Origin of the sequence: Blautia sp. JLR.GB0024 (assembly GCF_037000545.1) — a bacterium.
Classification (GTDB): Bacteria; Bacillota; Clostridia; order Lachnospirales; family Lachnospiraceae; genus Blautia; species Blautia celeris.
Window position 1 is genome coordinate 272698 of record NZ_JBANBF010000002.1, and the last position, 23840, is coordinate 296537.

Genomic DNA, 23840 nt, shown 5'->3' on the forward strand with positions numbered 1-23840 from the left:
TGTATATGTGATAGAGATACTGTTTGAAAAGAGTTTTGTTGGATGAAAAGGAGAATGCGGCGGGATTCCTGACGCAGGCTCCTTTTTTAATAAAAGGAGAGAATATGAAAAGTGTAGGAGTTTGTTTGATTGGCGCGGGAAGAGCAGGTATGATCCATGCCAGGAATTATGTCAATAAAGTTCCGGGTGCGCATATGGAAGCAGTTGCAGATGCCGTGGAGGAAGCAGCAAAGGCAGCAGCAGAGGAACTGGGGATAAACAAATATTATACGGATTACAGGGATGCGGTAAATGATGATGCAGTGGATGCCGTTGTGGTAGTTTCACCCACAAATCTGCATAAGGATATCGTTGTATACTGTGCAAATGCGGGAAAGCATATTTTCTGTGAAAAACCAATGGCAATGAACACAGAAGAATGCAAAATGATGTCTGAGGCCTGTGAGAAAAATAAAGTGAAGCTGCAGATCGGTTTTATGCGGCGTTTTGATACAAGCTACAGAAAGGCAAAAGAGAGACTGGATGCAGGAGAAATTGGTGAACTTGTCATGATTCGTTCCTGTACCAGAGGACCTTCCAGGCCGCGGGAGTGGATGTATGATATCAGAAAGTCAAATGGTATCCTGGCTGAAGTTAACAGCCACGACATAGATACTGTCCGGTGGATAGCCGGCAGCAATATAAAGACAATGCATGTAGAGGCAGGAAATTATCGTAATAAGCATGCAGAAGAGAGGTTTCCTGATTATTACGATAATGTGGTAATGATGGGAAAGCTGGAGAATGGAGTGCAGTATGTAATTGACGGGGCTGTTTATGTCAAATATGGCTATGACGCCCAGGTGGAACTCCTGGGGACAAGAGGGTGTATACGCATTGGCAGGGCGGAAGCAGACAGTGTTGTCACAGTCAGTGATACAGCCGGTATGTCACGGCCTTTTGTCAGTAGTTGGACAGAGCTGTTTAAAGATGCCTATCTGGAGGAGGATAAAAGTTTTATAAAAGCAATAGCAGAAGACAGGGAAACTCTCGTTACGGGATTTGACGGGCTGATGGCTGTCCGTGCTGTAGAAGAGGGAAATTCTATCATCACAAAAAATCTGAACCGCAGGAGGAATGCAGAGTGAAAGCACTGAGACTTTATGGAAAGAATGATATCAGACTGGTTGATATACCTGTGCCGGAAATAACAGAAGAAGAGATTTTGTTAAAGACGGATGCCGCAGCTATCTGCGGAACAGATATCCGTATGTGGAGAAATGGCGCGCAGGGTGTAGATGAGGAACATCCCCTGACCTTAGGGCATGAGCTGTCCGGAACCGTTGCAAAGGTGGGAGAAAAGGTTCCCTTCTATAAGGAAGGCATGAGGCTTGCTATGCAGCCGAATATCGGATGTGGGTTATGCGATATGTGTGTAAATGGCAAACCGCATTTGTGTGCAGAATATAAAGCGTTTGGCATTAATATGGATGGAGCATTTGCCGAATACATAAGAATCCCTTCAAAGGCGATACGTCAGGGAAATATGATGGTTCTGCCAAAGGGGGTATCACCACAAGAGGCGGCTGTGACAGAACCGTTATCCTGTGCGTATAACGGATTCAGCAAATGCAGTGTCAGGCCCGGAGATTTTGCTTTAGTTGTAGGAGCAGGGCCGATTGGTGTTATGCATGCAAAATTACTTCATATGGCAGGTGCTGTTGTATTTATGAATGATCTGTCAGAAGAAAGACTGGCTGCGTGTAAACAGCTGATGCCTTATATCACGGTATATCATGGCGGTGCGCTTCAGGATTTTGTCAGGGAACATACTTTCGGAAGAGGTTTGGATATAGCGGTCACTGCCTGTCCGGTACCTCAGGTGCAGGCATCTGTACTGCAGCTTATGGCTTATGGCGGTAGAGTTTTATTCTTTGGAGGAATACCGGAGGATAAGCAGCCGGTGGCAGTGAATACCAATCTGATTCATTATAAAGAATTATATATTACCGGGTCCACACGCTCAAGCATTGGACAGTTCAGAAAGGTTCTGGAGTTTGTATCCCAGGGGATCATTGAAGTAAAAAGTATTGTAACGCATACATATTCCCTGGATCAGGTACTGGAAGGATTTGAGAATGCCGCCTGTGCAAAGGGAATAAAGCATGTAGTTGTGTTTTAGTGACAGAGGTGAAGGGGGAGGGTTATGAACAATCTTCTTTTTATGGCAGTGGATCTGGGAACCAGTTTTATAAAGACCGGCATATATAATGACGCCGGCGTATGCCTTGCGGGCAGCAGTGAACCTGTTGTGGACAGCAGGCCGTTACCAGGTGTTTTTCTGCAAAACGGTACAGATATATATCATGCTGTTCTCAGATGTATAAAGGAATCCGTCCGCAAAGCCGGTGATGATTCCGGGAGAATATCAGCAATTGCATTTACGGGGCAGATGGCAGGCTTTATGGGAGTTGACAAGGAGTGGAATGATATCACCACATGGTCCTGTTCTCTGGATACCCGATATACAAAGTATGCACAGCGCCAGATGAAGGCCTTTGGTGATAAATTTTTAAATATCAGCGGAACTAATGCCCCCTTAATGTGCTCAAAATATGAATGGTTCAAAGCGGAATACCCGGAAAAGGCAAAGTGTATAAGGAAATATCTTCTCATCAGCGGATATATTATAGGTAAGCTGGGGGAACTGCCTGTTGGGGATGCTGTCATAGATTCCTCCTATATTGCCTGGACAGGGCTTGCAGATATCAGGAACAGGGAATGGTCAGAGGAATTGTGCAGCCTGATAAGAATAGACAGGGATCTGCTGCCTGATATTGTACAGGCGGATACGGTTTGTGGAACACTTTCAAAGAAAAATGCCTGTTTACTGGGATTGGAATCAGGTATTCCCCTGATCGCGGGTGCAGGTGATAAAGTGGCGGGATGCATAGGAAGCGGTATCGACAGAAATGGAGATATGATCTTTGAGGCTGCTTCCTACGGCGGATTTAGCTGTAAGGTGGAAAAAGTGCGGGCAGATGAGGAGAAACATTGTTTTGATATTATATCAGGTGCTGATAAAGACACTTTTTTTGCTCACAAGTATATTCCGGGATCGGGTATTACGCTGGAATGGTTTACGGAACAGTTTATGAAGGAAGGCAGGGCTGACAGAAAAACCTCGAGAAAAATTCTGGAGGAAAAGGCTGCTGAGATTATGCCGGGCAGTGAAGGGGTGTTCGCTGTTGGTCTTCTCGGGGGAAGCGCTATGCCATTTAACGACAGCCTTCGCGGATTGTTTATGGGGTATACATGGTCTCACAGAAAAGAGCATTTTTATCGGTCTTTATTGGAATGTTATGCATACGATCTTGCAGTGACTGTAAATCAGGTGGAAAAAGTGTACCCGGAATATTGTATGAACAGCGTGAAACTGATTGGAGGCGGTGCAGATTCTGCTATCTGGCCTCAGATACTTGCGGATGTGACCGGTAAAAGATTTGAGATTCTGGACCGGACGGATACAGCACTCTGGGGGGCATGTTTATTGGCTGGCAAGGGAATCGGATATTTTAAGGATATAGGAGAAAGGGCAGGCAAAACTGTTTCAATACGCACAGTGGTGGAACCGCAACAGGATAACCATGAAAACTATAAGAAATTTATAGAATTTTATGAGAAGCTGACGGCAGAGGCCGGCGTATATTTCAGACAACTGCAGTGTATTATGAAGCATGGGCAGTAGGAGGAAAAAGAGGTGGCAGCCCCGGTAAATTGTTTTATTGCTCAACCGGGGCTGTTTGGTTTGACGGGGCTGTATTTTTTACCATTTGAGAGGTGTCTGTTTGTAATCCATATACATGATATCTTTGGGGAAGCTATTGATATTTTCCGCAATTTCTTTGATACATCTGGCACTGTCTTCGGGAGCAACACTGGCATCTGTATTGAGGAATGCGTCTTTACCACCCATTTTTGTTCTGAGCCAGCCGGGGTGCAGACACATGATTCGCGAGCCATTTTCGAGTTCATCAAAGTGATGCTGTGCTATAGCCGCGGCCATATTCTCAGCACATTTTGACATACAGTAGCCGTATTCCCAGCTCCTGAAGTTGTTTCCAATACTTCCGGCTTCGGAGGTAATACAGATAATAGCTGTTTGGTGGAATTTGGTCCACAGAGCCTTTAGCACTCTCAGGAATCCCACGGCATTAATGTTGAACATAGAACCAATGGAGTCCAAATCGGTTTCCGGGAGATATACTTTATCCTGAAACCGGTAAATTCCTACGGTGTGATACAGAATATCAATTCGCTCTGCAGATAAAAATTTGTCCGATATTGAGTTTGTGACATCTGTCGTTGAGGAGATATCACACGGAATAAAGGTAAGGTCCCGATATTGTTCCATCAATGAAGTCATTTCAGGAGTTATTTTTAAATCAACAGCAGTGACTTGATCTCCCTGAGTGAGATGAGCTTTTACGATTTCAAACCCTAACCCTCCGCAGCCGCCGGTAACTATAATTTGTCTGCCCATTTTATTTCCTCCTTATATTTAATGGATGAGTTGAGTATAATACAAAATAACGTAAAAAGCAATATATAACAATAATAAATAATAAAAAACAATAATAAAAAATATGCAATATAAACAATGCTAAATAAATAATATAAAAAATATGCATTAAAAACTATAGAAAAGAATAGGAGATAAAGTATGAGATTTGGAGTTCAGTTATACGGAGCAGACAAGAACAGCAAAGAAAATCCGGAAGGTTTCTTCAGATTTTTGTCAGATTCGGGATACAGGACAGTGGAGCCATGTATATTGTTGAAGGACCATGGGGCGTTTGGCGGTAAGGGGTGGACAGAAAATCAAATGTCCCATTATATGCCGATTTTAAAAAATGCGGGGTTAGAGGTACTTTCATGTCATGTGCTGACAAAAGAACCGGAGGCGGTGGCGGAAGAAATGGCCAGCCTGGCAGACAAATACGGCATCCGCCAGTTTGTATGGAATTGTCCGGATACCATTGAGGAGCAGAGCTGCAAAAAGTTTGCAGGATTTTGTATAGCGGCAGCAGACCGGTTGAAAGAGTGCAAAGCAGAACTGCTTCTGCATAATGGGGCAAAAGATATAGCTGAGCATATAAATGGAAAATCTGCTTATGAATGGCTTCTTGAGGAATGTCAGGGAAAAGTCGGTGCACAGCCTGATGTGGGATGGATATTTGCTGGAGGTACCGAGCCGGAAGCATTTTTATGGAGGAATGCAGACTACATAAAATCTATCCACTATAAGGATTTTAAAAGAGCTGCAGATACCGGTATACTTTATGAAACATCAGTCGGCTGCGGGGATATTGATATAAAGTCATGTTTTCAGTTCGCAAGAGCTATGGAAATACCTCAGTTTGCAGACCAGGATTCCAGTATCAATGATATAACGGAAGATATAAAACATACGGCTGCTTTTTTATCAGGGCTGATCCAGTTCCGTGAAAACAGCAGAAGTATCTTATGTATTCTGGATACGCTGACAGGCGGGGTAAAAAAGATCCATGAATATGACAGGGTCATCGAAGCTCCCAACTGGTTGTCGGATGGTGATACGATACTGTACAATTCAGAAGGCAGAATATGGAGATATAGTATCTCAGAGGACAGAGAGATGGTGATAGATACAGGCATTTGTGATAACTGTAATAATGATCATGTTCTTTCGCCGGATGAAAAATATATAGCAGTAAGTCACAGTACCAGAGAATCCGGTTTATCCAGAATATACAAAGTGCCTCTTGAAGGAGGAGATGCTGTTTTGGTCACGCCGGAGGCACCCAGTTACCTGCATGGCTGGTCCCCTGACGGAAAGGAGCTTGCATACTGTGCGTTCCGTACTGTGAACGGAAAAGAAGAGGTGGATGTCTATGTGATTCCTGCCGGGGGAGGAAAAGAAGAGCGTCTGACAAAGAAGGCCGGATTCAATGACGGACCAGAATATTCACCTGACGGAAAGTATATCTGGTTTAACAGCACACGTACGGGATTGATGCAGATATGGAGAATGAGGCGTGATGGAAGTGAACAGACGCAGATGACTTTTGAGGAACAGAACAACTGGTTTGGGCATATCTCACCGGATGGCGGAAAGGTCATCAATTTGTCCTATGGAAAGGATGCGCTGGATGCCAATGAACATTTACCTAACATGGATGTAGAGCTATGGATCATGGATGCAGATGGCCAAAACAGGAAAAAGATATTAAAGTTCTTCGGGGGACAGGGCTCCATTAATGTAAATTCCTGGTCAAAAGACAGCAGACATGTGGCATTTGTTATGTACGAACTGATACATAAATAAAACCCCGCATTATAAATGGCGGATGAAAAAAGATTCAGCATAAAATTACAAAACTACAGCAATATGGCATCCGCAGATAGTAAAATCTGTATGGATGCCATATTAGAGCGTGCATTTGCCGTTTAAATCAGCCGGAAAAATCGGTATGTCCCATTGCACATTGGTATATGGATCAACCGGTCTGACTTATGGTTTACAGACGGCTTGTATATTAGCCCGGATTCCAGATCCTGTATTCCTGTATCCTCCGGCCGATTCAGAATGATCTCTGCATCTACAGGGTAATCATGATAGGAGAAAATACCGAAAGTATCATTGTCATACAACAGTAGGCAGCATTTGGGGCGTGTTGCAAGGCAGACAGGCAGGTGGGGGGAGAACAATTTGTGGATGATGGTATTTACCTCTTTCGGCAGGCAGTACAAGTCAGCAAAGTTATCCGGAATGTTCAAAATATACAGATGTCCCTTTCCATAGAAATCGTGAGTGAGCAGAGGAAAGTTGCTGTCAGATGATATGAAAGCCAGTTCACACCAGGTGGCATTTGTTTTATACTGCAGCACATCCGCAAAGATGGGGGCATTTCCTTCCAGACAGACCGGAGGACCGCTCTGAAATACATCAGCCCAGTATTTGCTGCCCGTGGCCTTGCGCCCTGTATGTTTTACAGACGTCATTTCACCTATTCCACGGTCTTCTGCAGCTTTCAAAAATCCGCTGGTTACAGCGGCATTTTTTCCGGACCGCACAAAAGCCTTTAACTTTTCCACAACATCAGTATCGCAGGCAGCGCTTGCCGTGAGCAGCTGGAAAGACGCGTCTTGGTCGAAAAAAGGTGAGGGCTCCAGGGGCAGGCCTGTCATACCCAGATAATTCATAAGCTGGTCTTCACCATCCGCATCAAAAGGTTCATAGACTGGAATTCCAACTGGGTTTCCGACCTGATTAAGAATACTGTCTATCCGTGACAACAGCTGCTCCAAAGGGGGCAGAGAGGGAGTGTTCATCAGTTCAGAGAAACTGAACAGCGTCAGCTCCCGTGCACCTGCGAATAATGTAAGGCAGGCCTGTTCCAGCCAGATATTCAGGTTGGCTTCAGAATCTCCCTGGTCAATCCAGCCGCCGCCGTTTTTGCCCGGTGCCGTGTTTTCCATCAGGCGGATCATACTATAACTTAAGTATCTCTGCAGATGCTGCTGGCTGTAAGTGGGATGACGGGACTCCGTTCCTGTATAGATACCGTCGAAGATATCTTTTTGAGCACTGGGATTATAACCTGTCTCCTGGTATGATTCATACCAGTTGGGATATTTGATGATAAATTTACAGTTGGGATTTACGGATTTTGCCAGGGCTGTAATTTCCCGGGAAACTTCCTCCATCTGCTTCAGACGGAACTCGGACCAGTCCCTGGTTCCCTTCGCTTCAATACAACTGTCACACCGGCAGGAAGTGTAGAAAAAGTCATCCAGTATGATCTCATCAAAAAGGGAGGCGGTGCAGTTTACAATGTCATAATATTTTTCACGGTATGCCGGGTCTGTGAAACAAAAGGCATCAAAAATACGGAACTTATCATCCCCCTCGAACCGAATGGTGGATGTGATGGCGCCTGACGTCTGAATACCGGCTGATTCAAACAACGCTTTTACCTTTTTCATCTTTTCCACAGGCACATCAAACGTTTCCCTGTGAGTGTCAAGATAAACTTTGTCCAGAGGGAGATATCTGGAAAAATATCGGATACCTTCCTCAATTTCAGGGATTTCTGCCTGTGCCAGAAATTCCCCGCGTACGTAAGAAGCGATTTTAAAATTTTTGTAATGCTGCATAATAACCTCCTTAAATTTGTGTATTGTTATCCCTGTACTGTCTTTTTGATATAATCAGTTGGTGTCATACCTGTATACTTTCTGAATAACTGACTGAAATACTGAGGATTGTTGCCGCAGCCCACAGCTTCGGCCACCATATATATCTTTTCTGCGCTTTTGCCTGTATCATAGTGGAGAAGCAGTTCCTGGGCCTTTTGAATCCTCAGCCGGTTCAGATAGGCTGAGAATTTTTCTCCGGTCTGCTTGTAAAACTGTTTGCTTACATAATCTACATTCATGTACAGATAATTTTCAGAGAGCCATTTCAGAGACAGATAGGAATCTGACAGGTGTTCCCTGGTATAGGCCAGAAGCTTTTCTATGAATGGTTTGTAGCTGGGGGAACTGGCAGTGGGAAAAAGCCGGCTGAAATGTTTCCGGAAAGTGTCCGGGAGTTCACTGATACCGTCCGACTCATTCATAAGGCGGAAAAGCTCCATTCCGGCAATATTCACACCCTCGGTGCCGGATGAATGGTGGGACTCCTGAAGTACCATGTTGGTGATCAGAAGATTAAGAAAATCTCTGTCTTCCACAGTATCCAGAAGCGCGAAGACGTCATCGTAAAACTGTTTATAAGACAGGTTTCCTGCGTTATAGTCTCCTACAAGGGATTTGGCTCTCAAAAGACAGCCGTTGTAATTATATATGGGTATCCTGCTGCCCTCATCCAGGTAATAAATTTTGTCATAGCGTGCCAGTTTTTCCATAATCCGTGCGGACAGCAGATATAAATTTTCAAGGTGTTCCTTCTCATGTTTCAGGGAAACTGTCTCTTTCGGAAAGTGCAGGCTCTCCAAAAAGGCGCTGCAGTCAGGGGCTTCCCTGTGAAAATCCCTGAGAATAAAGAGCAGAGTGTTTTTCACGTACAGAAGATGAAATAAAAATCCGGGATAGTTTTCCTGCATATAGCGGCTGATCTCCAGGGTACATTCCTGGACATGGGATTCCTCCAGGAAAAACAGATAGTGCATGTCATAGGCAGTTCCGGTAAAGTCAAGGTAACATTGGTAAGATTCCGCTATTTTTAAAGAATCCGCGCCGCCTGCGATTCCGTCTGTCACCAGATTACGGAACAGGGCTTTCTCGAACTGGACAGTTTGTTCCTCCGCCACTGCGGACTCCTGCCGCATCATACAGTCTTTTTTCACATCCTCTATGGCATCTATGATCTGCCGCTCATTACATGGCTTTAACAGATAATGCCGTATTCCAAACCGCATAGCCTGTTTTGCGTATTCAAATTCCCCGTATCCGGACAGGATAATAAACTGTATATGCTCTCTGGTTCCGCTCAGTTTTTCAATCAATTCTAGGCCGGATAAGCCCGGCATTTTAATATCAGTAAGTACAATGTCAGGATATTCGTCCAGAATGGCATCATAGGCCTCCAGTCCGTTTCTGCATACATCCACAACCTCGATACCCAGGCTCTCCCAGTCAATAAGACGGCGTATGGATTCCCGGATAATTTTCTCATCGTCCACAATAATCAAACGTAACATCTGATTTCCTCCCTTTCTACTGTGTGATTTTTGCCGCCCCGGTGCTTTGTTACGGTTCGGTTTCCGCCGGTATCACATATGGAAGACGTATCTGTGCTACAGCGAAATCATTTTGGTTGAATAAAAAAAGACCATAATTTTTCCCATAAGTAAGCTGGATTCGCTGATGGATATTGGTTAATCCAATGCCAAAGCCATGGGGCTGGATACTGCCGCTTTCCAGTTTCTCCAGAAGATTGTCCGGAAAGACAGAGCCGCTGTTTTCCACTTGGATGTATAACTGCGTGCTGTCGTGGTATACCCGGATGTGGATACTGCAGATATCCACCATCTCCTCCAGCGCATGACGTATGGCATTTTCCACAAGGGGCTGAACCAGCAGTTTAGGCACAGGAATATCGTATAAATCTTTATCTGCCTCAAGGGTGCAGATAAGCTGGTCATCATACCGTGTCTGCTGGATGGTGAGATAACAGCGGACAAAGTCAAGTTCCTGGTGAAGGGGGACTGTCTTGGAAGAATGGGACAGGGCCGCCCGGAGAAGGTATCCCAGTGCCTCAACCATCCGTGATATCTCTACTTCCCCGGAGGCTTTGGCGCGCCAGTTTATGGACTCCAGAGTGTTATACAGAAAATGAGGATTGATCTGTGTCTCCAGTGCCTTTAACTGTGCATCTTTTACCAGCAGTTCGTTTTTGTAGTTTACATTGATCAGATTCTGGATCTGCAGAGCCATCTGGTCGAACTGCTGGTGAAGAATTCCCAGCTCATCTTTTCTGTCCCGGTAATCAAAGTGATATGCAGAGGGGGAGAATGTTCCGTCATCTCTGGCAAAAGACTTGATCTTGCAGACCAGATTATCAATGTGTCTGGTCAGGGAACGGATCAGATGGTGGGAAAGCAGGATGCAGAGCACAATGCTGGCAAATACTACGGCAAAAAACATGATTCTTGTAATAAGAATGGAATTATAGACACTACTGTAGGGAACCAGACAGAAAAAGTCCCAGTTTACATCGGGTATGGTATTCTTCACCACAAAGTATTTCTGCCCCGATAAGTTCTGAATCCTGTAAGGTTTGTCAAAAGGGGTAAGAAGTACGTGGGAATCCTCCGGCGTAATGGTGATGCTGCTCTGGATCACGGATGAATCATAGGCAAGCAAATAGGAGGCCTGGCCGTATTGATTGGCAAAGTGGCTGCAGTCTTCCAGCATCCTTCTGGTGTCAACCCGGATGATCAGATAACCCAGTGAGTCAAGCTGGGCGTTTGATATACGGCGGACTTCCCGGACGAGAAAAAGCCCGTATTTTTCGCTGTACTTAGTGATCCACACGGCACGTCCCATGTATCCCTCCGCACAGGCGGTCAAATCCGTCAGTGATTCTTCAGGCAGACGTTCTGACATGGGGATATAGGTTTTCGCTGTCATATCTCTGCCTGCCAGCATGATATAAGAAAGGCTGCTGCTTTGATCTTGCTGCAGGTAGGATTCCAGGGTGGTACAGAGCCTGGTGTAGGAGCGGGAGTCCGTTTTTTGGCCGGAATCCTTCTGCATCGTCAGAATGTCCTGAACGGTGTTGTCTGCAATAATAGCTGTGGACAGGGACTCAATGTCATCAAGGTGCCCTGTCAGGTTGGAAGCGGAATAGGAAAGATTGTCAGCCGTACTGTTATAGAGGAGCTGGTTGTTGGATTTAATAGTAAAGTAATAAGCCATCATGGAAAAACCACTGATCAGCAAAATACTGGTCAGTACAATCATCATTATTTTGCGCTCCATGTTCAGATTGGAGATTCGTTTTCGTAAATGGGATATTAATCCTTTCCCGATTGCCATATCCGGCGCCTCCTGTCAGATGATATCCGGTTGTCAGGGCATAGTTGACAACTGAAGTTATGAGTTTTCATATATATTCTGGTTATATTATATAAGAAACCGGGGTCGAAAACAACAAATCGGCGCACAAAGCCGGTTTTTTCACATCACATCACTGTTTTTTTTATTAAATTCTGAAAATCCGGATGCTATAATGACCTCAGAAAACAGGAGAGAGACCAAAGTAGCCGGATAAGGCTGCAGGCAGACTGGAGGCTTGATTTGAAAAGACGGATATTTATGCTGGTATCTTTGGTTATGACTGTGACTACAGCAGTTTTTGGGTGTACCAAAAGCAAAGGAGACACTACTGTGAGTCATACAAAGACAGAACTGACCATAGCTTGGTGGGGGAATGAGACAAGAAATCAGTATACCCAGGAGCTTCTGGAATTGTATGAGCAGCTTCACCCGGATATCAGCTTCATCCCCATTCCCATGTCCAGAGAAGAGTATGGTGAAAATCTGGCTAAGGCCACAGCAATGGGGGAATGTCCGGATATCGTGCAGATGGATGCTTCACTGCTGTCTGTATATGAAGAAAATAAGACGCTGGCTGATTTGACAGGATTTGTGGAGAACAAAACCATTTATACAGATTTCCTGGAACCTGAATTAAGGGGTACAGGTATACGCGGCGGCATACTGGCAGGGATTCCTGTATCGGTATCCATACCGGCCCTCGGATATGACAGGGAGATACTGAAGGAAGCAGGAATAGAGATACCAGTAAACGGATGGAACTGGGATACTTTTTTTCAGGCGTGCTGCAAGGTGAAAGAACAGACCGGCAGACCGGGGATCGTAAGCGACTTTAGTGACAGTACCATGTTAAACTGCTGGCTGCAGCAGAGAAACGAGACACTTTTTGGTGAAGCCGGTCAGGAGGCAGATATTACAAAGGACATTTTGACAGAGTATTTTCAATACTGCAGAGCGCTTATGGAATCCGAAACCCTGGTAAGCGTTGGAGAGGATGGTATCCTGCATGTATCTGACAATGGGGGATACAAAGGGGCAGCAGACGGCGCATTTTCTTTCGGAACCAATAGAATTACAGAACAGGGAAGAACAGTTGATATAGAAGTGACGGATCCCCCTTCTGATGAAGGCAAGGACAATCGGCCCGTCATCAGGCCGGAACTGTTTCTGTCAATATCCACCTCTTCAGCACCGGAAAAACAGTTGGCGGCGGCAGAATTTATCAACTGGTTTATTAATGACGGCAATGCGGTCAGAAGCACCGGGACAGAGAGAGGAATACCGGCATCTGCGGCAGCGCGCAGCCTGCTTTGTGAGGATGAACGTATGACAGGGGGGGAGCGCAGTCTGCTTCAGTTTTATGAGACAAAGGAAACCGGGAATAAAGTGTATGAAAATGCTGTTTCCCCCAATACAGAGATTGTCAACCGGGCTTACGGCGATGTTATGAGGCGCCTGTTTGAGGGAGAGATAACCCCGCAAAAAGCGGCCGGGGAATTTCTGTATCAGATAGATGGGTAGAATATCTGCCTAATGGGGCAGGAACAGAAAGGACAGGAGAAAAAATGGGAAACAGAGACAGACTGGATGGATTGCTGCAGGATTTTACGGATATGGAGAAAGGCCCTGCGGGATGCGCACTTTTGGTAACACGTGGAGATGACATTTTATATGAAGGGTATAAGGGATTTGCAGATGAAGCCGCGAAAAGGTGGACAGACAAAAACACAGTCTACCGTATGTATTCCTGTACCAAAGTTGTGACAGCGGCGGCAGTTATGCTTCTGCTTGAGAGGGGGAAAATACTGCTGGATGACCCTGTCTGGCAATATCTGCCGGAATATAAGGATCTGACCTGCTGCTGCCTGGCGGGAAACAATATGGAAATCATCAGCCGGGCAGAGACCATGACGATCAAACATCTGCTCACCATGACATCAGGATTCACTTATGACGGCATATATAATACGACACAGCGGACATCAAAAGAGACGCTTGATCAGATCAACCGTGAAGGCGGTGTGACTACCAGGGAATTTGCGAGACGACTTGCATATGTACCTCTGGCCTTCCAGCCCGGAACACACTGGAACTATGGGCTGGGGTTTGATGTGATGGGCGCTGTGATTGAAGCGGCGGCCGGAATGAGGTTTGGAGAGTTTTTAAAAAAGGAGTTTTTTGAGCCTCTCGATATGCCGCACACAGGATTTTTTGTGGAAGAGATTCCGGCAGATCAGCTTGCAGTGATGTACCAATACACAGATGGCAGGAGAGTTCCCAATGAGTCGGAAGAGTTTAAGTTTTGCGCTTCCTACCGGCATGAAAGCGGGGGAGGAGGACTTCTCTCCACTGTCACGGATATGTCCCATTTTGCAGGGATGCTGGCTTGTGCGGGAGAATGGAAGGGAAGACGGATTCTCAGCGCACGGTCAGTGGAGCTGATGAGCAGGAACCACCTGCAGGGAGACGCCCTGGCTGATTTTCAGGAAACCCACCGAAGGGGCTGGAATTTTATGACCGGCTATGGCTACGGCCTGGGTGTGAAGACTTTGCTCAGTCTGGCAGAAAGCAATTGTCTGGGAAGCCCGGGGGAATTTAGCTGGGCAGGGGCAGCGGGAACGCTTATGTCCATTGACCCCGCAAACAAGCTGTCTGTGGTATATGCGCACCAGCTTATGCCTGAGAACAGGGAGGCTTACTGTCATCCCCGGATACTGAATACAGTGTATGGCATGATATAGACCAGGAGGAAGAGAAATGAGCAAATCAATAGCTATTGTGGAAACCAGCGCAGTCTCCTTCGCTGAACTGAAAGAATTGTGCAGGGAGATTATCCCCAATGTAAAAGTGTACCAGATGATTGATGAAAGCCTGATCCAGGAGGTAAACCAGAATAAAGGCCCTACACCGTTTGTAAAGCGGCGAATGTTTGAATATTACAGAAATGCTCAGGAGCTGGGTGTGGATCTGATCATAAACCAGTGTTCCAGTGTGGGGGAGGTGGCAGACGCCATAGCGCCATTTTTGGATGTCCCTATCCTGAAGATAGATGAGCCCATGGCAGAGAAGGCTGTAAAACTGGGGAAAAAGATTGCGGTGATCACCACAGTAGAATCCACAACCGGACCCAGTGTCCGCCTTATAGAGAATACAGCCAAAAGGCTGGGCAGGGAGGTGGAGGTAGACCTTCACCTGGTGGAGGGGGCCATGATGGTCCTGATTGAGCAAAATGACGCCAAAACCCACAATGAGATGGTGTTGGGCGAAGTAAAAAAGGCTGCCATGGATAACGAGGTGGTGGTGCTGGCTCAGGGCAGTATGACTGTACTTCTGCCTTTGGTAAAAGATATGGAAACACCGGTGCTTACCAGTCCCCGGTTATGTATTGAGAGAGTAAAGGAGATTCTGGGAGAGTGAAAAAAAGTATTGACTGTCTGTTTATCGGAGGCAGCACACAGGATCTGCTTATGCGGACAGAGGAAATCCCCAAAAGCGACCAGCGGGTACAGGCATTTGAGTATGTACAGTGCTGCGGAGGCGTGTCGGCAACAGCGGCGGCTGCCCACCAGGAGGCGGGAGGTGTCACCGGCCTGATCACCATTGTGGGTGAGGATGCGGCAGGGGAATTTATCACACAGGATCTGCAGCGCCGGCAGTTTCACGAGATACAGATCATAAAGAAGCCAGGTGCCAGGTCCTCTGTCAGTATGATCCAGATTGACAAAAACGGCAGCCGGAGTATCACGCATTACGGAGGGTGCATTTATGACCTGGAATTTGGAATGCTGGATGTGAAGTTGCTGCAGAGTGCCGGAATGCTCCATCTGGGAGTCATGGATGAGGAACTGATGATGGAAATAGCCGGATTCTGCCGGGCCGAAGGAATTCTGCTTTCCGTGGACGGCGGCAATCTGTCGGGCAGCCTGGCTGAGAGGATTCTTCCCTTCACAGATGTCTGGATACTGGATGAGGGGACAGTGAAGAAAACTCTGGGTATGACTCCTGAGGAAGCCTGTCTGTATTATCATGATAAAGGGCATAAGGGTATCTTTTCCGCGGTGACCATGGGCGGAGACGGGGCTGTGGGATACGACGGAAAGAAATTTATACATATGGATCCCATACGGGTGCCGGTGGTGGATACCACAGGTGCGGGGGATAACTATCACGGAGCATTTCTGTATGGTATGGGAAGAGGCTGGAGTATGGAAATGTGTATGGAATTCGCAGGAATCTTTGCCAGTCTGACCTGTCGTGAAATCGGAGGGAGAAAAGGTATCCCCTCCTGCAGCGAAGTGATGAAATATATGAAACCGTCCAATACATAGAGAGGAGCAGTAACTATGAGAGCAATGCATAGTTACGGAGAGGGAAGATATGGAACTTGGAATGTATTCTATAGAGATAGAAAGGCCCGGCGTGGAGGCACTGTTCGCGGCAGTCAGGGAATATGGATTTTCCCGGATACAGTTTGACTTCAGTTCAGTGTGTGAGGAACAGATGCCGCAGGTTCTGGATGAAGGACTGCTTCAGAACATCCGGTCAGCGGCGGATGCGAACCGGATTGAGATCACAGCGGTGAACGGTACTTTCAATATGATCCATCCCGAAAAATCAGCCAGGGAAGAAGGACTCAGAAGGCTGGAGGTAATGGCAAAGGCGTGCAGTACACTGGGATGCAGCATCATTACCCTGTGCACAGGAAGCAGAAACGCGGAAAATATGTGGAGAGGCCACCAGGATAACGGGAATCCCGAAGCCATGGAAGATCTGAAGGAAACAATGAGCCGAGCGCTTGAGATCGCCGGACGGTATGAGGTGACATTGGGAGTGGAATGTGAACCTAACAATTGTATTGATTCCGCAAAAAAGGCCCGGGAGCTTCTGGATTTTTTCAGTGACAGACACTTAAAGATCATTATGGATGCGGCCAACCTGTTCCGGGAGGGAGAGGCAAGGCAGGAAAATGTAAAGGCAGTTATAGATGATGCATTTGAGCATCTGGGAGAACATATCTGTCTGGCACATGGAAAGGATATCAAAGGCGGAGAGGGACTTCACTATACATATGCGGGAAACGGAATCATTGATTTTCCGTATTTTAACAAGAAACTGGAAGAAGCCGGATATAAGGGCAGTATGATCCTGCATGGCATCAAATCTGAGACGGATTTTAAAAAGGCAGTCAGCTTCATGAGAGAACAGTCACAGACGGTGTAGGAATGGTGAAAACGGTAGAAAGAGAGGAAGAAAAATGTATAAAGTATTGGATGTTCGTTTGCTGAAGATTCCGGGAACCGTGGAGGAACTGGCACCCCTGGCGAAAAAACATGGTTTCGACGCCCTGGATGTGCCGGCGGCAATTCTGGATGACCCTGCACTGGTCAAGTCAGCTATGGAGACTATGAAGAGATATGAAATGAAATGGGGGCTTCTTCCCACACCAGTCGATTTCTTTGACGACAGTGTGGATGAGGAAGGGCTTGAGAGAGCCATAGAGATTCAAAAGAGATGGTCCGAGATTGGTGAAAAAATGGGCGTAAAATATGCCTATAACCATATCTGGCCCAGCAGTGTCCGACCTTTTGATGAAAACTTCGAGTGGCATGTAAAACGGCTGGAAAAGCTTCAGAAAGCATTTTCCGATTATGGCATCCATTATGGATTTGAATGTCTCGGGCCTCACGAGCTGCAGGTGCGCCATCCCCACGCTTTTGTACATACCATCAGCGGGGTTCTGGCAATCGCGGATGCCGCGGGAGGGGAGACGGGATTTTTGTTTGATACGTTCCACTGGTACTGCGGAAGCGGCAGGGAGGATGATCTGTATTTCGCCGCCGAGAACTGTCACCGCATGGTGAATCTTCATCTGAATGACGGGGTGGCGGGAAAAGGACCGAAGGAGCAGGCAGATCAGGTACGGGCCATGCCTATGACGACCGGAGTGATCGACGCTGCCAGGATCTACAGGCTTTTTGAAATCCATGGGTATGAGGGACCTGCCATGCTGGAGCCCATGATTCCCTCCACGGACAGATTTGCGAAACAGGATCCGGAGACTAGTATCATAGAAGTGATGGATGGGTTCAGGAGGTGTGAGAGAGGATGACAACCACAGAAAGAATCAGTGTCCGGGCTATGTGCCTGAAGGCTATGGACAACAGTTTTGCAGCAGGTTCCTTTTCTCCCAGATATCTGACCAATATCGGCCCGGTGCTCCAGGCAGCACAGAACCAGAATTCCCCGGTGATCGTACAGATTTCCCAGAATGAATTAAAGCGTTTTGGATGCAGCTGTGACGCCTTTGCAAAGGAATACAGGAGATGTAAAGAAGAACTGGGGATCCGGGTTCCGGCAGCCCTTCACCTGGACCATACAAAGGACCTGGGGATAATTAAGGAGGCTGTCGCAGCGGGATTTGACAGCGTCATGATAGATGCCTCGGAATATGAACTGGAGCAGAATATCTCCATTGTCCGGGAGGCAGTGGCTTACGCCCACAGATACGGTGTGGAGGTGGAAGGGGAGATTGGAAAGATATCATCCAATGACAGGATTGAGACGGATTCCACCAGTGAATTGTACACAGACCCCTATGAGGCGTCAAAGTTCGTAGACGAGACAGATGTGGACCTGCTGGCAATCTCTGTGGGCACTGTCCACGGGGCGTATCTTGCCAGAAAACCCCATATTGAGCTGAAGCGTATCGCAGAGATTCGGGAGAGAGTACAGCTTCCTCTTGTGCTCCATGGAGCCTCCGGTGTGCCGGCAGACCTTGTGAATGCGGCCATCACCCTGCCCGGCGGAGGTGTGAGCAAGATCAATATTGCCACGGATTTAGAGCAGGCATTTTTGAAGGCTCTGGGACGCGGGGAATCCACGACCAATCAAGGGGTAGAGGACATAGGGCAGGAGGAACTTAAACAGGCCCGCCAGGCAGTGATGCTGGTGGCTGAGGATAAGATGAAACATTACCTGCTGAGCAGCGGACAGGCTTCGGTGCTTGGGAAGGGAGGGAACTAGGAATCATGGGAATTATTGAGCGATACAAAGAGAAGTATCAGATCAAGTTAGGATTCGTCCCTACCAGAAGGGAGACATTCAGCGACACGGCCTTTCGTCTGGATAAAGCAGCCGAGACGAAAAAGATGACAGAAGTATGTCTGACCAAGATGGGTGTGGATTTTGTCAATATTGATTTCCTGAATGAAGAGGGACTGCTCTGCAGAAGCCGGGATGCCGAGGCTGTGGCAGAGTATTTCAGACAGGAAAAAGTGGATGCGCTGTTCATTGCCCATATGAATTTCGGATGTGAGGAAGCGGTATGCCGCCTGGCATCTATGATAAAAAAACCTGTCCTTCTCTGGGCAGTGCGTGATGATGCGCCGGAACCGGAGGGATACCGCTTCCGGGATGCCCAGTGCGGTGTGTTCGCCAGCAGCAAGGTTCTGATGCGATTCGGAGTGCCTTTTACCTACATTGAGAACTGCTGGGTGACAGAGGATACTTTTACAAAGGGAGTGAGAGATTTCCTCTCCGCGGCAGGGGTAGCTAAAGCCATGCATGCTCCCAGAATCGGCCAGATCAGTGTCAGGCCGGCAGCCTTTTGGTCCGTGAAGAGCAATGAGGCGGAACTGCTGGAGCGTTTCGGAGTGGAAGTCGTACCCATAACCCTTGTGGAGATGCAGAAAAGATTTCAGGGGATTCTTGAGAAAAAAGACGGATGCTTTCAGGAAGAACTTGCCAATATCATGGGAAAGGCAAATCAGGAGATTGTGGGCCGTGATGCGGTGGAACGGATATGTGCCATGAAGCTGGCTGTCCGTGAGTGGGCGGAGGAGGAAAACTTAAGGGCTGCCGCCACCCAGTGCTGGGCGCCGTTTACGGATATATCGGGAATCGCCCCTTGTTATCTCATGGGTGACAGCACAGATGAGGGATTTCCCATTGCCTGTGAGAATGACATTCACGGGGCACTTACCTCCATCATGGCGCTGGGAGCCAACAAAGCATCAGAACCGCCCTTCTTTGCGGATCTGACAGGACGGCATCCTACCAATGACAATGCAGAGCTGTTATGGCACTGCGGCGTATTCCCCCCAAGTCTGGCAGGGGATAAGGGAGTGACCATTGGATGTCATCAGGGCAAAGGCTTTAAAGGAGCCGGACAGTTTGAGATGCGCAGAGGGGATATCACATTACTGCGTTTCGACTCTCTGAGGGGGGAATATAAGCTGCTGTTCGGAGAGGGGGAGACCACGGAGGGACCCTACAGCAAGGGTACCTATGTGTGGGCAAAATTTCATGACTGGCCTGCATGGGAGCGAAAGTTTGTGTGCGGTCCATACATTCATCACTGCACCGGCATATATGGAAAATACGCCCATGTTTTTATGGAGGCTGTAAAATATATGGATGGTGTGGATGCCGACCCGGTATATCCGGATTGGAAGCAGCTTGAGAGACGGTTGCGTTAGAGAGGAGGAGTAAATGTGTATGGGGCAAAGGTAAAAACGAAAAAAAAGGTACCGTTTAACAAACAGAGTAAGAATGTGCGTATGTTTTTGATGATTCTTCCGTTCCTGGTCCTGCTGTTTTTATTCAGTTATCTGCCTCTCTACGGATGGACCTATGCGTTCTTTGACTACAGGCCGCCCAAAAGCCTGTCGGACTGCGCGTTTGTAGGGCTTGACTGGTTTAAAAGCATGGTGGGTACACCGGAAAAACGGCAGCAGTTGTGGGAAGTGCTCAGGAATACCTTTGTGATGAGCGGATTGGGGCTGTTCACTGCCTGGCTGCCCATGGCATTCGCAATCCTGCTCTCCGAACTGGGCAGCAAGCGGTTTAAAAAGATTGTTCAGACATTGACGACAATCCCTAATTTCATAAGCTGGGTGCTGGTGTTTTCTATAGCGTTTTCTCTGTTTTCTTCCAGCGGAATGGCCAATAACCTGCTTCAGACCCTGGGGATTACGGAAAAACCGATTCAGTTTCTCCAGGACAACTCCCATACATGGCTGAATATGTGGCTGTGGGGACAGTGGAAAGGACTTGGCTGGGGCGCCATCATGTATCTGGCCGCCATCTCCGGAATTGACCAGGAGCTGTATGAGGCAGCAAAGGTGGATGGAGCGGGGAGGTTCAGGCTTATCTGGCATATCACGGTACCCTGCCTGCTGCCAACATTTTTTGTACTGCTGATTATGAATGTGGCGAATTTCCTGAACAATGGAATGGACCAGTATCTCGTGTTCCAGAACGCGTTTAATACAAACAAAATTCAGGTATTGGACCTGTATGTCTATAACCTGGGTATCAAAGCAGGCAACTATTCCCTTGCCACGGCCATCAGTATGCTGAAGAGCATTATCAGTATTTCCCTGCTGTTCTGTGTCAATGGGATTTCAAAAATAACCCGCGGCGAGTCCATTGTGTAGAAAGGGGGGCAACAGATGAATAAGAAAGTAAAAAAGACGACCGGAGACAGAATCTTTGATCTTTGCCTGGTGCTGTTTTTCACGGTGTTTACGATTGTATGTATTTATCCGTTTTACTACCTGATCATCAATACTCTGAGCGCCAACGATCTGAGCGCCAACGGTGATATTATTTTCTGGCCCAAGGGAATTCACTTTCAGAACTACATTGATGTGTTCAAGATTCCCGATTTGGTCAATGCCGCTGTTGTGACGGTGGCCCGTACAGTGATTGGTACAGGTGCTGCGGTTTTGGGTTCCGCTTTCCTGGGATTTATGTTCTCCCAGCAGAAGATGTGGGGGAGAAAATTCTGGTACCGGTTTACCGTGATTACCATGTACTTTAACGCCGGACTGATTCCCTGGTATATCACCATGCGGAATCTGCATCTGACCAATAACTTTTTGGCGTACATACTGCCGGCCATTGTTCAGCCTTTCAATATCATTCTGGTTAAGACCTATATGGAATCCATCCCTTCTGCACTGCAGGAGGCGGCAGAGATTGACGGTGCCAGTGTGTTCAAGATATTTTATATAATCATGCTGCCCCTGGCGAAACCCATTCTGGCAACAATTGCCATATTCTCGGCAGTGGGACAGTGGAATAATTTCCAGGATACGCTGATCCTGATGACGGAACCAAAACTTTATACCCTGCAGTTTCTGCTGTACCAGTACATCAACCAGGCAGATTCCCTGGCAGCTATGGTGAAGAACGGCACGGTGATGAGCACTGCTTCCCTGGCGACTATGCAGACGCCTACTTCCATAAGAATGACAGTGTCCGTGGTGGTAATTCTGCCCATACTGATGGTGTATCCGTTCTTCCAGAAATATTTTGTCAAAGGCATCATGATTGGATCAGTCAAAGGGTAATAATCAGTGCGGTTTTTAGCACAATAAGGTCAGATTTGGAGGTGGCGGACAGGACAAGAAAGAGAGTATAGTAGAAATAAAAGAAAGCGGCGGATAACAGCAAAGGAAAACCAAAAAAGAAAGGAAGAAAAAAATGAGAAAAAGAATGAGAACAGCGACGGCGTTAATGCTTTGTGCAGCTATGGCAGCATCATTTGCGGGATGCGGATCGGACAAAGGTTCCGGGTCATCCGAATCAAAGGGAGGGGATACGAAGGACGCAAAGGGGAAAACCCTGACTATCGACGTATTTGCACGAAATGCAAACTATCAGGGACTTCAGAGCGGCTGGTTTGCCAAAGTCATCAAGGATAAATTCAACATTGAGCTGAACATTATCTCACAGAACATTTCCGGTGACTCTATCTATCAGACACGCTCCGCAGCAGGAGAATTGGGGGACATTGTCTGCCTGGATGCAGACAAGATGAAGGACTGTGTGGATGCGGGACTGATCTATGATCTGTCAGAGCTGGCTAAGGACAGTGAGGTGCTGAAGCCTTTTGAGGAAGGCGCTGTGGCGTTATCTGAGTATTTTGGCACAGAAGACAAGATTTATGCCTATCCTACCAACGCTTCAGGTGTCGCCAAGAATACGGATGCAGCACAGGTGAGAAACGGCGCGCCGGAAAACGGATTCTATACCAGATGGGACTATTATTATGAGCTGGGTGCACCGGAGATTAAGGATATGGACGATATCCTGACTGTGTGCAAGCAGATGCAGGATGCCCATCCCACCAGTGATTCCGGAAAAACAGCATATGCCTTTTCCCTGTTCCCTGACTGGGACGGCGACTGGATGACCTGTGCAATGAAGTACGCCATTATGTATGGATATGGGCAGAACTGCGGATTCGTAAATTACAAGGCAGACGGGGAAGATTATTTTGTTCTGGACGATGATGACGGAATATACTACAAAGCTTTGGACATGTATTTTAAGGCAAATCAGATGGGTATGATGGACCCCGATTCCAGTACGCAGTCTTTTGATGACTTGAATGCAAAAGTGGCGGACGGTGCAGCTTTCAATTCCCCGTTCCCTATCTATCAGTACAATACACCGGAACATGTAACGGAAGGAAAGGGTCAGGTATTTGTACCGGTGGGAGATATGGACTATGCGCCTTTGGGACATTCTGTTCACGGACAGGGCGGCACCATGGCTCTGGGTTCCACAGTGAAAGAGCCTGAACGTGTGTTTGAGTTCTTTGAGTGGCTGAATTCCGAGGAGGGAATGATGCTTACCTTCGCAGGACCGGAAGGACTGACCTGGGAGGAGAAAGACGGCAAGCCATACCTGACAGAGTATGGAAAAGAAGCGCTGCAGGGCGGTGATCCCCAGAATATTCCCGTACCGGAAGAGTGGGGCGGCGGAAACTTCTCCGACGGCGGAAACCGTATCGTATCTTCCATTGTCTATAAGATGGACACCAACCCGGCTTACAATGAGCCATATGACCCGTCTATGTGGTCTACCACTATGGAGGAAAACAGAACAAAGATTGATGAGCAGTGGACCGAGACTTTCGGCACCCAGTGGCCCCTTGACTATGTAAAAGAAAAGAATGCACTTCATCCCATGCCCGGCAACTCTTTCAGGAAACCCCAGGATCCGGGAGACATCAAGACAAAACGTTCCGAATGTGGTGAGGTGATCAAAGAATACTCCTGGCGTATGGTATTTGCTCAGGATGAAAGCGAGTTTGATTCCCTGTGGCAGGAGATGAAAGGAAAGATCAAAGGATTCGGCTACGAGGATGTTGTGGCTTACGACATGGAGAACTTTAAGATAGCATCCGCTGCAATAAAGGAAGCGACAAAATAAAAGTATACGCCTTAGCGTGTAGGAAAGCA

General features: G+C 47.2%; 19 protein-coding genes. 15 read left to right on the forward strand and 4 right to left on the reverse strand.

Annotated features, from left to right (window positions below; genetic code table 11):
- Positions 1-104 precede the first annotated feature (104 nt).
- From V8Q34_RS05360 to V8Q34_RS05370, 3 genes are read left to right on the forward strand one after another with little or no spacing between them, the layout of a single operon-like run.
- Positions 105-1127 (forward strand): Gfo/Idh/MocA family oxidoreductase, encoded by a 1023-nt coding sequence (locus V8Q34_RS05360; RefSeq protein WP_335835007.1) that lies wholly within the window; start codon positions 105-107, stop codon positions 1125-1127.
- Positions 1124-2161 carry an alcohol dehydrogenase catalytic domain-containing protein gene (locus V8Q34_RS05365; protein WP_335835008.1) on the forward strand — a complete coding sequence of 346 codons (1038 nt, stop codon included), beginning with the start codon at positions 1124-1126 and terminating at the stop codon, positions 2159-2161. The genes V8Q34_RS05360 and V8Q34_RS05365 overlap by 4 nt, the downstream gene beginning before the upstream one ends.
- A 24-nt stretch (positions 2162-2185) precedes the next feature.
- A complete protein-coding gene (locus V8Q34_RS05370; RefSeq protein WP_335835009.1) occupies positions 2186-3727 on the forward strand; it encodes a xylulokinase in 1542 nt (513 codons plus the stop codon).
- 78 nt (positions 3728-3805) lie between these two features.
- On the opposite strand, the gene V8Q34_RS05375 is transcribed toward V8Q34_RS05370, so the two are convergent.
- Positions 3806-4522, reverse strand: a complete 717-nt coding sequence (locus V8Q34_RS05375) for an SDR family NAD(P)-dependent oxidoreductase (protein ID WP_335835010.1) — start codon at positions 4520-4522, stop codon at positions 3806-3808.
- Between the two features lie 180 nt (positions 4523-4702).
- Between V8Q34_RS05375 and V8Q34_RS05380 the strand changes: the two genes are divergently transcribed.
- Entirely contained in the window at positions 4703-6346 is a 1644-nt protein-coding gene (locus tag V8Q34_RS05380; protein ID WP_335835011.1) for a hypothetical protein, read from the forward strand.
- 122 nt (positions 6347-6468) lie between these two features.
- Here the strand turns inward: V8Q34_RS05380 and V8Q34_RS05385 are convergent, their stop codons facing one another.
- Genes V8Q34_RS05385 through V8Q34_RS05395 form a run of 3 tightly spaced genes read right to left on the reverse strand, consistent with a single transcriptional unit; the run spans position 6469 to position 11565 of the window.
- Entirely contained in the window at positions 6469-8178 is a 1710-nt protein-coding gene (locus tag V8Q34_RS05385; protein WP_335835012.1) for a hypothetical protein, read from the reverse strand.
- A gap of 26 nt (positions 8179-8204) precedes the next feature.
- Entirely contained in the window at positions 8205-9725 is a 1521-nt protein-coding gene (locus V8Q34_RS05390) for a response regulator transcription factor (protein ID WP_335835013.1), read from the reverse strand.
- 49 nt (positions 9726-9774) lie between these two features.
- Positions 9775-11565 (reverse strand): sensor histidine kinase, encoded by a 1791-nt coding sequence (locus V8Q34_RS05395; protein WP_335835014.1) that lies wholly within the window; start codon positions 11563-11565, stop codon positions 9775-9777.
- Positions 11566-11916: 351 nt separating this feature from the next.
- Between V8Q34_RS05395 and V8Q34_RS05400 the strand changes: the two genes are divergently transcribed.
- From V8Q34_RS05400 to V8Q34_RS05450, 11 genes are all read left to right on the forward strand, one after another.
- A complete protein-coding gene (locus tag V8Q34_RS05400; RefSeq protein WP_335835015.1) occupies positions 11917-13107 on the forward strand; it encodes an ABC transporter substrate-binding protein in 1191 nt (396 codons plus the stop codon).
- A gap of 44 nt (positions 13108-13151) precedes the next feature.
- Entirely contained in the window at positions 13152-14327 is a 1176-nt protein-coding gene (locus V8Q34_RS05405) for a serine hydrolase domain-containing protein (protein ID WP_335835016.1), read from the forward strand.
- A 16-nt stretch (positions 14328-14343) separates the two neighbouring features.
- Complete coding sequence (locus V8Q34_RS05410; protein WP_335835017.1) at positions 14344-15003, forward strand: aspartate/glutamate racemase family protein; 660 nt, start codon at positions 14344-14346, stop codon at positions 15001-15003.
- Complete coding sequence (locus V8Q34_RS05415; protein WP_335835018.1) at positions 15000-15914, forward strand: carbohydrate kinase family protein; 915 nt, start codon at positions 15000-15002, stop codon at positions 15912-15914. Before V8Q34_RS05410 ends, V8Q34_RS05415 begins: the two co-directional genes overlap by 4 nt.
- Before the next feature lie 49 nt (positions 15915-15963).
- Positions 15964-16806: a sugar phosphate isomerase/epimerase family protein gene (locus V8Q34_RS05420; protein WP_335835019.1), complete on the forward strand. Its 843-nt coding sequence runs from the start codon at positions 15964-15966 to the stop codon at positions 16804-16806.
- A gap of 34 nt (positions 16807-16840) precedes the next feature.
- The gene (locus V8Q34_RS05425) at positions 16841-17695 is read left to right on the forward strand and encodes a sugar phosphate isomerase/epimerase family protein (RefSeq protein ID WP_335835020.1); all 855 of its coding nucleotides are present in this window, start codon (positions 16841-16843) and stop codon (positions 17693-17695) included.
- Entirely contained in the window at positions 17692-18609 is a 918-nt protein-coding gene (locus V8Q34_RS05430) for a class II fructose-bisphosphate aldolase (RefSeq protein ID WP_335835021.1), read from the forward strand. The genes V8Q34_RS05425 and V8Q34_RS05430 overlap by 4 nt, the downstream gene beginning before the upstream one ends.
- Positions 18610-18614: 5 nt before the next feature.
- A complete protein-coding gene (locus V8Q34_RS05435; protein ID WP_335835022.1) occupies positions 18615-20063 on the forward strand; it encodes an L-fucose/L-arabinose isomerase family protein in 1449 nt (482 codons plus the stop codon).
- Between the two features lie 15 nt (positions 20064-20078).
- Positions 20079-21023 carry an ABC transporter permease gene (locus V8Q34_RS05440; protein ID WP_335835023.1) on the forward strand — a complete coding sequence of 315 codons (945 nt, stop codon included), beginning with the start codon at positions 20079-20081 and terminating at the stop codon, positions 21021-21023.
- A 15-nt stretch (positions 21024-21038) separates the two neighbouring features.
- Positions 21039-21941 (forward strand): carbohydrate ABC transporter permease, encoded by a 903-nt coding sequence (locus tag V8Q34_RS05445; protein ID WP_335835024.1) that lies wholly within the window; start codon positions 21039-21041, stop codon positions 21939-21941.
- 133 nt (positions 21942-22074) lie between these two features.
- Positions 22075-23811: an extracellular solute-binding protein gene (locus V8Q34_RS05450; RefSeq protein WP_335835025.1), complete on the forward strand. Its 1737-nt coding sequence runs from the start codon at positions 22075-22077 to the stop codon at positions 23809-23811.
- Positions 23812-23840 lie beyond the last annotated feature (29 nt).